General features: G+C 33.7%; 8 protein-coding genes. 1 reads left to right on the top strand and 7 read right to left on the bottom strand.

Features of this window, described 5'->3' with window-relative positions:
* Nucleotides 1–2: 2 nt before the first annotated feature.
* From E7Z81_RS00475 to E7Z81_RS00460, 4 genes are all read right to left on the bottom strand, one after another.
* Entirely contained in the window at nucleotides 3–1412 is a 1410-nt protein-coding gene (locus tag E7Z81_RS00475; RefSeq protein ID WP_292742811.1) for a phage terminase large subunit, read from the bottom strand.
* Nucleotides 1405–2214: a hypothetical protein gene (locus E7Z81_RS00470; protein ID WP_292742809.1), complete on the bottom strand. Its 810-nt coding sequence runs from the start codon at nucleotides 2212–2214 to the stop codon at nucleotides 1405–1407. Before E7Z81_RS00470 ends, E7Z81_RS00475 begins: the two co-directional genes overlap by 8 nt.
* Before the next feature lie 13 nt (nucleotides 2215–2227).
* Nucleotides 2228–2476, bottom strand: a complete 249-nt coding sequence (locus tag E7Z81_RS00465; protein WP_292742807.1) for a hypothetical protein — start codon at nucleotides 2474–2476, stop codon at nucleotides 2228–2230.
* Between the two features lie 139 nt (nucleotides 2477–2615).
* Nucleotides 2616–2813 carry a hypothetical protein gene (locus E7Z81_RS00460; RefSeq protein WP_292742805.1) on the bottom strand — a complete coding sequence of 66 codons (198 nt, stop codon included), beginning with the start codon at nucleotides 2811–2813 and terminating at the stop codon, nucleotides 2616–2618.
* Between the two features lie 256 nt (nucleotides 2814–3069).
* On the opposite strand from E7Z81_RS00460, the gene E7Z81_RS00455 reads away from it, so the two are divergent.
* A complete protein-coding gene (locus E7Z81_RS00455; RefSeq protein ID WP_292742803.1) occupies nucleotides 3070–4152 on the top strand; it encodes a helix-turn-helix domain-containing protein in 1083 nt (360 codons plus the stop codon).
* 5 nt (nucleotides 4153–4157) lie between these two features.
* Here the strand turns inward: E7Z81_RS00455 and E7Z81_RS00450 are convergent, their stop codons facing one another.
* The 3 genes from E7Z81_RS00450 to E7Z81_RS00440 form a co-directional block, all read right to left on the bottom strand.
* Entirely contained in the window at nucleotides 4158–4976 is an 819-nt protein-coding gene (locus E7Z81_RS00450; protein WP_292742801.1) for a pseudomurein-binding repeat-containing protein, read from the bottom strand.
* Between the two features lie 56 nt (nucleotides 4977–5032).
* Nucleotides 5033–6100: a hypothetical protein gene (locus E7Z81_RS00445; protein WP_292742799.1), complete on the bottom strand. Its 1068-nt coding sequence runs from the start codon at nucleotides 6098–6100 to the stop codon at nucleotides 5033–5035.
* 266 nt (nucleotides 6101–6366) lie between these two features.
* Nucleotides 6367–13230 carry an Ig-like domain repeat protein gene (locus tag E7Z81_RS00440; RefSeq protein ID WP_292742797.1) on the bottom strand — a complete coding sequence of 2288 codons (6864 nt, stop codon included), beginning with the start codon at nucleotides 13228–13230 and terminating at the stop codon, nucleotides 6367–6369.
* Nucleotides 13231–13260: the final 30 nt, after the last annotated feature.

The following is a 13260-nucleotide window of genomic DNA, read 5'->3' as shown; positions in this document are numbered from 1 at the left end:
TATCATGTGGAATACCATCTATCCACATCAACTCTTTTACTTTGAGTTTCACTAACTATTTTTTCATAACCTCCAGTGAATGCCACAACACAGTCATCATGAATAGCTTCATTAGGATATGCTGTAATTTTTTCAAGAAATTCCATCGCCCACTTTTTCGTAAACCCTGTCCTATCCTTTCCAACCAGGAAAATTCCATTCTTTTGAATATCGGCTGAAACTCTTCTTGCCCTATCGATTTTGTTTTCTCTTGAGTTGCCGGTGCCTGTGGCGAATCCTCTACGGTTCAACTCATCTATAATTAGCAATCCAAAGTTTTTGCCTGTGCTTCCGTCGAGTTCGATATACTGCACGTCTGACTTGTCACGTGCTGCAGTATTGAGAATTTCATTGATCAGGTTTCTTGACTCAAGCTGGAACTCATATGAATCTAAAATATAGATATTTCCGTTTAAATCTTTGGCCAGCATGACACCTGCAGTATAATCCGGATCACTTCCCCTCAATTTGTCATCGTTCAATACTTCAGTAGCGGCAAGATCCCAGTATCTGATAACTCTAACGATTGGTATTTTCATGTATTCATCATGAGAGATTATGTGGAAGTCTGATTCATCGAATAGCTGGCCTTTGACTGATGCATACCAGTTACCATTCATTAATTGTTCTCTTGTTACCCGATCCAATCCCATAAGATATTCTTCATAGTCGTTTCTGTCCAGATAAATGTTATCCAGATAACTGGAGGAAATGAATCTTATTTGTGTTTTGTCCTGAATGTCAGTATCAATTTTTTCTATGAATCTTTCTCTTACCCATTTGTTTCCACGCTTTCCAGGGTTTGATGATGCCATCAGTTGTGTTGGAAGCTTATTATCTTTTGTTTTCCTTACTCTTGACCTCATGTAGATATATTTGAATCTTTCAAGCTGTGTCAGCTCATCAATACCAATGAACTGATATTCAGAACCCTGGTAAGTATCAAGGTCATTGATGTTTCTCAAATATCCGAAAGTCAGTGAATTTCCATTGGGAAATGTCCATGAATGTTCGGTTCCATCCCATTTTGGCTTAATAGCTGCATTATTTTGAATTTTCTTTCTGTTTAACCATTGACTGGCTTTATGTATTAATGCTCCTTTCCTTTTAAGGTCAGATAATGTTCTTCTCAGGATTAGGGCATGGTATTCATTCACGTCATCCTGGACATAAAACAATGCCCTCATCAACAGACTGGTGGATTTACTTCCTCCAGCAGCACCACCAATCAAAACTTCCTTTTCTCTAGCCAGTATCATTTCAGCCTGTTTCGGGAATGGATTGAATGGTATATATGGATTCTCATATACACATTTCTGAAGAATAGCTTTGTCCCTAGCATCCAAATAGAATTCACCGTTTTCATCATACATTGTTATCATCTATCTGTTTTGCTAGGATTTCTATTTCATTCATTATGTCCTTTTGTGAGATTTCAATTTTTTTGTCTTCCAATTCTAAAACTCTGTTTTTGAATAATCTGTCCATTTCATCCTTGAACAATCTGTTTTTGGCTTCAAATGCTTTAACTGACAATTCCAGATATCTGATTTTTAGTTCTGTAAGGTCAATTAGGTATCTTGCCAGACTTTTTTCAGTGGCGTTGTATCTTACTTCCTGATCCAGTTTTGCAAAGTCAATTTCAATGCCTACAGCATTTTTGGTAATCTTGTCAAGATTGTCAAGACCTGTTTTGATGTCTGTTACCTGTTGCTGGAGTATTGTATCAATAGCCAAATCGATATTGTCCTCGTGAACGTTGTTGTCTGTTATTTGTCTTTGTGTAATTGCTCTTTCTGTTAACGCTTCTTTGTTTTTTGCTCTTGGGTCTTTTTCATTATCCCCTAGATGGTATTTCTTTTTGAATCTTGAAAATGTTGCCCTGCTTACTTCAAAGTCATGTTCATCGTCCAGCCATCTTCTCACGCTTTCATCAGTAGCTCCTTGAGTTTTCATGACTTTTATTTCATCTAAAAGTGTTTCCAGAAAGTCTACTTTGGTCAGTTTTAATCCTGCTTTGAATCTTCTGAAGGTGGTTTCGGGAACTTCACATTCATATTTTGTTTTTAACAGTTCTATGATTTCCTTGTTGCTCATTGCCTTCTTGCAGCAGTTTATTATTTCCTGTTCGTGCTGCTCAAGAAAGAAAATGACATCTGAATTTCCTCTGCCCATAGTGGTGGTTCTCCTATAAATCTCTTAATTCCCTTTCGAGCTGGTGTTTTCTCTCTTCAATTAGTCTGTACTCGGTCTGTTTTATTGTTTTATGATAATTGGGATTGTTGTGTATTAGTGTTATGGTATCTTCAGCATCGCCGATAGCTATAAGCATTGCTCCAAGTTCGTATGCATCCTTGTGGTTAAAACTAGATTCTTCTACTATTTTTTTGAGTGTTATTTCAACTCTTGCGCTGATGTTGGTTTTTTTGGTTATCATAATACATATATTTATTATGTATTATATATAAAATTATATTATAAAAAAAATATAAAAGTAATAATAAATTATTACTTTTGCCTATGAAAAACAGTTTTTCTTTTGAAGAGTTACATACCCGAGATATATTTTTTGAAGCTTATTCTTCGTCGCCCATTTCGTCAAGTTCCTTTTGAAGGTCGTGAATCTGCATTTCCTTGTAGAACCTTTCGAACTTGCCCACTTCGATGAGATAGGCTGAAACTTCAAGAGCATCCCTATAGGTATAGTTGGACTCTTTGATAATTTGCTTTTTGTCTTCATCCATGTAGGATGAGGTATTATTAATATTGGCCATAGCTATTACAACCTGTATATAATAATTAATATAATGTTTTATTATTTCAATTATATAAAATTATCATTATCTCACTATTTAAATTAGAACATATTTTGAACTGTTTTGAAAAATATTAGTTCATATAATACAAACAATATATATACAATTGAAAATATATTGATAACACAAAGTAAATGGAATATGAAAGTACCTAAAAAGGATAACTACCAAATAAGACTTATGCAAAACACCAGAAAACTAAGGAGGAACTAACATGCTAATTTATACTAAAAATATCAACGACATTAACATTGAAGATATAGACAACCTAATCGCCAAAAAACAAATTGAAAGTAAATTTTTAGAATTCAAACAACAAAAGTCCAACGGAGAAGAAGACAAGATTCTAAAAACCGTTTGTGGATTTGCAAATGCTGATGGAGGATTGTTTATATATGGTTTAAAAGAAAAAAATGGGGAAGCACATGAAATTACAGGAGTTTCACTTAATGGAAAAAGTTGGGATGATAAAAAACTACAAATTCAAGATTGGATATATGGAAGAATTGAACCTCATTTAAATATAGAAATAAATATGCTTACTTCAGCTGATGGCAAATTACTTATTCTTATTAAGGTTCCTAAAAGTTGGAATCCTCCACATTGTGTTATAGATAATCAAAAGAGGATTTTTTATGTAAGAAGAGATGGTCGTACAGACCCCATGGAATATGAAGAGTTGAAAAGAATGTTTGATTTAAATAATAGTTTAATTGAAAAGATTAATAATTTTAGAGACAATAGAATAGCAAAACTCGAATCTGAAAATCAAGAACACTATAAAGTTATTTTCCATGCAGTTCCATTAAATGCCTACTCGAACAATAACATCAATTTAGAAAAAGCAAAAAATGAATTAAAGGGTAGAATCATTGGAAGTAATTATAAATACAATTTTGAGGGATTATACTATAATAATAGCGAAGAAAATTTACAATTCTTCCGAAATGGAACTTTCGAAAGATGTTACACAATACCATACACAAATGAAAAAATATACTTAGATACTTATGAAAAAGATTGTATAAGCTTTTGTAAAGAAATTCTCCAGTTATACAAAGAATTAAATATCATATGCCCAGTTGTTTTCTTTGTTAGTTTAACTAATATTGAAGGATACTCATTAAGAAGTAATGGAAGAAATAGAAGTTATGAAAGTATTCCCGACAAAAGAGAAAAATTAGACCCCAACGGCATTATCATAAATAATGAAAATGAAATTGAGGAAAAAGTTAAAGATTTATTTAAACCATTATGGAATCATTATGGATTTCCAGAAAATAATACACCAAAATAATATTATTAACTACTGTATAAATCTGTGAAAATCCATGATGGGTCATATGCTATGATGTAGCCATCATCACACCAGATTGTTCTGACATTGCCTGAAGTTGTGTCTGCAACTGCAGCTGGATCACGGTTAATCCAGTTTCCAGACGTGTGTTTTTTATGTCTTAATCTTAATCTGATGTGGCCGGTTCCTGAAACCCTGCATCGGACATGAACAAACTGCACATCATAACCTAAGCTTTTAGCTATACGATAGTACACTTGTCCCCAGTCCACACAGTTGGAACCTTTACCATCCTTAGCATCTGTTATAGTTTTCTTGTCAGTTTTTTGAGAATCAAAGTATTTGCTGTACAATTTCTTTTTAGCTATTATTGCCAGTGCCTCATCAATACTATTACCTTTGAAAGTATAAGTCTTTATAAATAACTTCATTGTTGAATCGTTATAGTCAGGTAATGTTGACTTGCGATATACAATAGCCGGAAGCCTTCCGTTGGCTCGAATATAGCTTTCAGTTCTAATTGCCATGTCAACATATTCAGCCTTATCGATTTGTTCCTTATTCTTTAAGGTCACATAGTTTGGAAGGAAATCCAGTGACTTGTTGTCTTTAATGGCTGCCATTGTATACATAGCCACTAATTTATCTGAACCTAGTTTCTTTGCCTTCTTTTCTATGTCTTTACAATTACCTTTTAATGTTAATATCTGGTAATGGTCACGTTTTTTGTATTTCTTTTGGTTTTGGACAAGCCAGTAGGCAATTGAATTCATGGCCTGACAAAAGCTTGTCCAACTGATATTATCTTTTTTATTATCTTTCATATTATATTATTTATATATAATGGCTATTATATTTATTGCATATCCAAGCCGACCATTCACAATGGTATTGCCAGCACCTTGACCTTACCATTACTAATCTTATAGTCATACCTGTAATCAAGTGAAATGTTGCTCATCGCTTTTATATATTCAAGCTTGAGATATTCAGGATTGTCCTTGAAGTATGATTGTCTGGTACTGTTTTTTCCACGGCCGTGAAGCAGGTCAACGCAATCCATATCAAGCAAACCCCTTTCAATGGATCCCTGACTTAAATGAGTTGCGTTGAATTTTCGAAGCATGTGAGGTCTTAGGCGTGAAAAGCCTCCAACTTCTCCCAGTCCGAGATAATCGTTCAAGATTCTAAATCTGTAGTTTACATAATTCACATCATATTTAAGAAGCGGATTTTCCATGTCAAGGTCATTCTGTTTTAATTTGACCTTGGCGATTTTCTGCACGCATTCAGGATTTAGGAAGGTGTAGTAGGGCTTGTCGGTTTTCTTTCTCAACATCTTGCATGTGCAGACAACATTCTTTTTTCTTGACAGGTATTTCATCGCATCCTTGAAATTATCCTTTTTGTGGTATTCCAAGGTTCCCTTAAAAAACATTTCGTTGGTCATGGATTTTGCCTCTGCCCTGGTTGAGCCTGATGAAATCATCACAAGAATCCACAATGCAAGATTGTCACCTGAAAACCTTAATGCACGCCTTAGTTGATTTTTTGTCGGTAAATCCTCAAAAGAGATTACATCATTCTTTTTAACCTGCTTACTGTTCAATGGAGGTATGAAAGGCAGATAGACCCTGTTGTAGAGGTAGAATGTCCTGATTTTGGATATTGCATTAATGATTGTGTTTAACATATGATTTTTGCTCAGGTGGTTTCTGAATGTTATTATTCTGTCGTAGATGCTTAGCTTATTTTCGGGAATTCTCTTTTCCTGCTCTGAAATTGCTTCCCCTAGAAGTTCACATAAGCTCATATTGTGAAATTCTGTGTATTTGTTGAATACTGTTTGATATGATTTTATTGATCCGTTGCTGTGACCTGATTTGCAGTGAAAGTCATTTATCAAATCATGGTCGTTGATATAGTACATCATTTTAATTATCTCCATAACATTTATTAGTCAAAATGACTGTACTATAATAATTTAGACAGAAAATAAAAATAAGTTATGTAACCGGACGGAAACAATGCCATGAATTAACTATTCGAATGCTTGAATTATTGGTGTATAAAATTAATGATTTTGGATTGAAGTGATGTTTAAAATTAAGCTAAGATTTGTTAAATAAAATCAGGAGTGAAAAATTAATTACTTGAATTGTTTGATGTAGATGTGAAAAAAGAAAAACATGAGGAATGTTAAAATTCCTCTAACTATTTTTTAAATTTTATTGTCTTTTTAACCTTGTCTTTGGCGTAAATCACCTGATAGGTGTATTTTTTGTTTGCTTTGAGTTTATTGTAGACATTCTTTTTAATTGTGAATGTAACAACACCCTTCTTGTTGGTTTTAGCCTTGAAAGTCTTCTTGTTAAACTTCAAAGTCACTTTCTTGTTTTTGAGGTATTTCTTGTTTACCTTTTTGAGAGTAACTTTGATTTTGATTGACTTAGAAGACTTTTTGGCGTTAATGTTTTTCGCCTGGACAACAGTTTTAACGGTAACCTTCTTGGTAAGGGTTAAATTACCGTATGTTGCTTTCACAGTATATGCTTTTGGAGGAAGGCTGATTTTAAGTGAAGCATAACCGTTATTATCTGTTGTTTTGGTGTAGGTTTTGCCGTTGATTGTGATTTTAACCTTCTGATTTGGTAGGGCTTTACCGTCACTGGTCAATCTGACCTTGAAGTACTTACCACTTGTGTAGAGCATGCTTAAATTGGAAGCTGTAAGCTTGATTAGTGGAATATGCTCTTTAACAACAACACTTGACTTGGTGATTGATGCGTACTTACTGTCACCAGAGTAAGTAACAGTGATGTTGTGAGAGCCTTCAGATAATTCAGGAATGCTAACAGTTGCCTTACCGTTGACTAATGTTTGAGTGTATGGAACACCATCAACAGTAACTGTTAAAGTACCAGTAGCATCACTTGGAAGTGAAATACTGTAATCGCTTCCGCTTTCAGAGATAGTGAATGCTTCATCTGGAACACTCTGAGTAGCATTTTCACCAGTTGAGTTATTATCACCAGTATTATTTCCAGTGTTATTTCCACTGGTTGAATTTACAGGATCTTTAACAACAACACTAGTCTTTGTAACTGGCGCATACTTACTGTCACCAGAATAAGTTACAGTAACATTATGAGAGCCTTCACTTAACTCAGGAACAGTAACTGTAGCTTTACCGTTAACCAACACTTGAGAGTATTCTTTACCATCAACCGTAACAGTCAAAGTACCAGTAGCATCACTCGGAAGTGAAATACTATAATCACTGCCATCCTCAGGAATTGTAAATGCTTCATCCGGAACACTCTGAGTAGCATTTTCACCAGTTGAGTTATTATCACCAGTATTATTTCCAGTGTTGTTTCCACTGGTTGAGTTATTATCACCAGTTGCATTTACAGGATCTTTAACAACAACAGTTGTTTTGGTAACCGGTGCATACTTACTGTCACCGGAATAAGTTACAGTAACGTTATGGGAGCCTTCACTTAACTCAGGAACAGTAACTGTAGCTTTACCATTAACTAACTCTTGAGAATATTCGTTACCATCAACAGTAACAGTCAAAGTACCAGTAGCATCACTCGGCAAGCTAATACTATAATCACTGCCATCCTCAGGAATTGTAAATGCTTCATCAGGAACACTGACTGACTGGTTAGTATCAGAAGTGTTAGTTGCATTATCATCCGGTTGGGTAGTGTTAGTGGTATTGTCTACCGGTTGTGTTGTGTTATCAACTGGTGTGACATTTTCACCGTTAATGATTATGCTTTTGGTGCTTTCAAGATATTTGTCATCTCCGGAATAGGTGATTTTAATGTTGTGTGGGCCTTCACTTAATTTTGGAATGACAACTTCAGCCAAACCACCTGAAAGGTCTTTAGTGTAGTCTACATTATCAACGCTGACTTTAATGTTACCTGTTGCATCACCTGCCAACTTAACAGTGAATGTAGTATTGTCATCAGAAATACTTAAAGCATCATCCAAGGATACATTCATTTTAGATACTGTGAATTTAACCTCTTTAGCAATGCTTTCGTATTTATCATTTCCAGCATATACAATGGAAGCAGTGTAAGTGTTTGCTTTTAGGTTTGGGATAATTATACGATTATTTTCTGCAGTATAATTATTTCCATTTACTACTGTGTAGATTAATCCAGCTGCGTTTGTGTCTATGCTGATTTGAAGAGTTTGACCGACAGTTATGTTTTCAGCTGAAGCGGTTAATGTAGGAGTGAGCTTTTTAACTTCAAATGTGAATACCTGATTTTGACTGTTGAATCTGGCATCACCCTCATAAGAAATCTCAACACTGTAGTTTCCAGCTTTTAAATCAGATAATGATTTAGTGATTGTTCCCGCATCCCCAGTGAATGTTTCACCATTGATTGTGTATGTGAACTGATTTACAATCTGTGAATCCGCATCGATTGTGATTTGTGCAGTTTCACCAACAAAAATATCATTTACTGTAACATTGACTGCATCCCTTAAAGGAGCATATGTCAATGCAACGATACTGTTTTCAGTTGGAACATAAATCAAACCTGAAGCATCCATGACAGGATTACCAGTTATTTTAGAGTCTAAAATAGACTTCCACAATATGTTACCTTCACAGTCCACTGCATAAAATATGTTTTCAGATGCAAAGTACAGGTTATTGTTAGCATCAATCAATATTCCACTAGTTACTTTTATATCTGAGAACTTGGATTGTTTACCATCAATTAAATCATAACGGTAAAGAATTCCTTTAGCATTGACATGATACAATCCCTGTTCATTATCCAAAGCCAATGTTGTTCCAGCACCGCCAGTTACCTTGGTTTTCCAGACCTGCACACCATTACTATTATAAGCAACAATACTGTCACTTAAAATGGCATAAATAATATTGCCCTCACCAATAACCGGCCTTACAGCCTGGAAGTTACCTGACTTAATAGAGACAGTTTCCAATGTTTTTGCATTGATAAGTCTAAATCTATTATCTGAAATAACAACAATTATATCATCATTTAATGTTGGAGAACATAACGGCTTGCTATTACCGATAGTGACTAAAGTAGGATCACCACCATTTTCCCATAAACTGTACGGAATAAATACCAGTTTATAATCTTCAGAGGAATACTGGTATTCACTAACGATGAATAGGTTAGCGTTGGAGTCCACAACAGGTGCAAATAGACTGGAACCCTGATAGATATTGGATCCACCGTACCTTTCACCAGTAGTCTGGTTGATGAAATATAATGTGTCACCGGATTTAGGAGCAATTACAACATCACGGCTTATTGAAATTCCTGAGAGATTGCCTTCAAAAGTGTTGGAAGACCAATACCATAACTTGCTGGTCTGATTGAAACAGTAAATACCACTATCAGAAGTTAAGTAGACATTACCTAAACTATCAATTACCAAATCACCAGTTAAAGTCTCATTAAACGGAATAATGAAAGCAACATTACCGTTAGCTGATGTTTCATAATCTGATTTATGATTGTTTTGAGGATTTAAACCATCATTAGGTACTTGTGGGATTGGATACTCACTAACAACAAATGAAGTTGAATTTGAAACAGTCTTATAATTATTACCATTATATACTGCAGTGTAAGTGTAGTCCCCAATTTCCAAATCAGCAATACCATAAGTGACCAGACCAGACATCGGAATAGTTAGAATGTCACTACCTATTGTGAAAGTACCTGTGGTTCTTGGAGCAACCTGAATTGTGATTTCAGCAACTTTTCCTATTTTAATATCAGTTGAAGAAATATTAAATGTCAAATCAGCCTTATCAATAGTGAAATTACTGGTTTCTGTAAGGTTAAAGTAGGTATCATCACCACTATAGAAAACCGTGATGTTTTTAAAACCTGCATTAAGATTTGAGATTGGTAGTTCTGCTTTACCGTTAACTATTCTAGATGTGTTAGTTACACCATCAACAGTTACAGTAACCTCCCCTGTTGCATCATCATTTAAAGTGATTTTAATAATTTCTGTTTCACCATAAACAATGTCTTGAGCAGTGATTTCCATTGTAGCATTTAAATTATCAACTTCAATGAATTTAGAGTCTTGGCTTGATAAATACTTCTCATCACCACTATAAACAGCAGTTATCCTATAATCCCCTCTTTTAATGTTCTTAATAGTGTAAGATACTTTGGAATTATTTAATGTTAATGTTTGAGTACTATTGTTGATAGTTAATGTTATTGCACCAGTTGAAGAGTCTGTTGTTGTGATTGTTAATAAGACATCTTCACCAACATTAACTTCACTGATGCTTAACAAAGTTGAAGACTCATACTTATCAACATTAACACCAGCAGTCAAGTTTTTAGATAGATACTTCTTGTCACCTGAATAAATGACAGTGATATTATAAGTTCCGGCTTTCAAATCACTAAAAGTGAAAACTGGAGAACCAACATTGTTAGTTTTGGAAATGTTACCAACATTAACAGTTAGGTTGCCTTCACAGTCACTTGGAAGATTGACCTTAATGACAACATCATCGCCAACCATGACCTCCTCAGTTGCTAAAGATATAATAGGATTTGACTTTAAAAACTCAAAGGATTTTGTGGTTGTGAAATCATTGTAGTTAACTGATAAAGCACCATCTTCAAATGCAGTTAAAGTATAAACAACTTGGGAATTACTTTTAATAATGTTTTCGTTAGCAATTCCATTGATTGTGAGAATGTTTAAATCAATATCTGGTAAATTAGAATATATTTGATTTTCATTTGTGTAGAAATTAACATTAACATTTGCCTTATGAGTATTTTCTAAAGATTCAAAATCAGAAGTGATGTTTAAAGTTATAAACTTGTTAATGTTTAAGTCAGGCTGAGCATTGCCCCACCAATTATACTCCACATTAATATTGTTAAGATTACCAGTTATGATTTGAGAGTTATTCAACAAAATAGAATCACTAATAGAAGCAAAACCAGCATTATTAACTAAAACACCATCATTATTAGTAAAAATACAATGAGAGATAGATAAACTATTTTTAATCTGATTGATAAAAATATTGGAGTTTAAATTATTGATTTTCAAATTCTTTAAAGTGAAATTAGAATTACTAATAAATGAAGTAGCGTTAGTTAAAGTAGCATTTCCCTCACCTTTAATAGTGACATCATAATCTATTTGGATATTGTCCTCTGAGTAATCGCCATCTAGAAGAATGATGTTTTGACAAGTTCCTGCAAGTTCCAAAGCCCTTTTAATAGTGTTAACTGGAGTTTGTCTTGAAATTCCATTGTTAGTGTCATTCCCATTACTTTTAGAGACAAAAATGTATTCTCTGGTGCTTGTTATGGTTACTTCATTGGATTTGCGATTTGAAATGGTTGGAATCACATAAACATCACAAATATCATAATCACCAAAATCAACACTGAAAGTAGATGAATTAACCGTCTTTACATACTTATTGTTAATGTAAACATCATACAATGTTTTTTCCAGAATATCAGAATCATAATAAGTTGGATTAGTTAAACTAGCATTAACCTGTAAAATAGATTGTTCTTTACCTTCGCTTAATTTAGTGAGGGTTAGATTAGAAAATTCAATAGAATTACCTTCAAAATAATTATTAGAAACATTGAGAATAGTTCCTGTTACTCTCACTATCAATACATCGCCGATTCTAGTATGATTGATAAATGTATTATTTACAATAATAATATCTGGTGAACCATATGCTGCAACATCATATGCACAAATTGCAGTACCATGAGCTGCTGAATTTGCAATGAACGTAGTGTCACGAACTTCAATAGAACCAGCATCCATTAAAGAAATAGCACCACCACGACCAGTACCCGAAGTGGATAACTCATCTAATGACCAACAATTATTAGCATTATCTTTAAACAAACAGTTTTCAATATAAATATGAGGATCAGTTTGATAAGAACATGCACCTATTGCACCACCACCATTATTAGTAGTACAATTGTTACCTACAAAAATAGAATTATAGATTTGCAAGTAAGCATAAGTGTATAATGCACCACCATTCCAACCAGCAACATTATCTGTGAAATTAGAATCATAAATTGTAGTATTTCCACCCGCATGAGTATGTATTGCACCAGCCCACCAAAAAGACCTATTCTTAACAAAAGTAGTATTATAAACAGTCAATTTACCACAATTATTAATACAACCCGGTTCTGTAGATGCATAGTTATTTTCAAAATAACAATTACGAACAATCATATCAGTGGATTTCACACTATTTGGATCATAGACACTAACCGCACCGTAACCACTAGTACAATTTATAAAACTACAATTATCTAAAGTAGCAGAACCTTTTTTAAGATAAACTATGGTTGCATGTCCATATTGGGAAAGAATATCCTGAAAAATACAGTTTTTAATAATATTATTTCTTATTCCGCCCATCTGCATGAAAATACCATCACGAGTTCCACCGGTAGCACCCATTGTGGAATAAACAGACCAAATATGTTTAAAAGTTACATTTTCAAAATTTAATGACCCATAAATTGAATTATCTTCAACTAAAAAAGCCACGAACATAATGTCTCTAACATTTGATGATGAATCACCAATATATGCTCCTTTACCTCCAATAATTTTAACATTGTTTTTAATTTTAATTTGATAAGTTGGATTGTGAGGGTCGGTAGGATAAAAATTAGTATCTTCCTTTAATTTTAAAGTATAATCTCGATCAGTTTGAGCACAATAAAATTGTAATTCATCCCAATCATTAACAACAATAACATCTTTTGAATCACTTGATTTTAAAGAATTTTCAGAGGACTTCTGAAGATATTCCTCATCAGATGTATTATCTTTATATGGACTTTGAAGAGGATTCTCTTCAAAATTAATTTCATCTTGACAATCAACAGAACCAATATTATCTATTGAATCTTCATTATATACTGAAACAGCACTTGTATTTTCAAGTTCACTTGCAGACACAAAAGTAGTGCTTAAAAATAACACCAATAACATCAAGATGAAGAATTTTTTATTCATAAAAAAATAAACCCCCATTTTTATGAATTA

The sequence above is a fragment of the Methanobrevibacter sp. genome, assembly GCF_015062935.1.
Lineage (GTDB): Archaea > Methanobacteriota > Methanobacteria > Methanobacteriales > Methanobacteriaceae > Methanocatella.
Note: the sequence above shows the minus strand (reverse complement) of the source record. Positions and strands in the feature narration are given on the sequence as shown.

What these genes read in the sequence shown, in the direction of transcription:
- E7Z81_RS00460 (WP_292742805.1), bottom strand. Translation starts at nt 2,813, where the DNA reads ATGGCCAATATTAATAATACCTCATCCTACATGGATGAAGACAAAAAG.
- E7Z81_RS00450 (WP_292742801.1), bottom strand. Translation starts at nt 4,976, where the DNA reads ATGAAAGATAATAAAAAAGATAATATCAGTTGGACAAGCTTTTGTCAG.
- E7Z81_RS00440 (WP_292742797.1), bottom strand. Translation starts at nt 13,230, where the DNA reads ATGAATAAAAAATTCTTCATCTTGATGTTATTGGTGTTATTTTTAAGC.
- E7Z81_RS00475 (WP_292742811.1), bottom strand. Translation starts at nt 1,412, where the DNA reads ATGTATGATGAAAACGGTGAATTCTATTTGGATGCTAGGGACAAAGCT.
- E7Z81_RS00470 (WP_292742809.1), bottom strand. Translation starts at nt 2,214, where the DNA reads ATGGGCAGAGGAAATTCAGATGTCATTTTCTTTCTTGAGCAGCACGAA.
- E7Z81_RS00465 (WP_292742807.1), bottom strand. Translation starts at nt 2,476, where the DNA reads ATGATAACCAAAAAAACCAACATCAGCGCAAGAGTTGAAATAACACTC.
- E7Z81_RS00455 (WP_292742803.1), top strand. Translation starts at nt 3,070, where the DNA reads ATGCTAATTTATACTAAAAATATCAACGACATTAACATTGAAGATATA.
- E7Z81_RS00445 (WP_292742799.1), bottom strand. Translation starts at nt 6,100, where the DNA reads ATGGAGATAATTAAAATGATGTACTATATCAACGACCATGATTTGATA.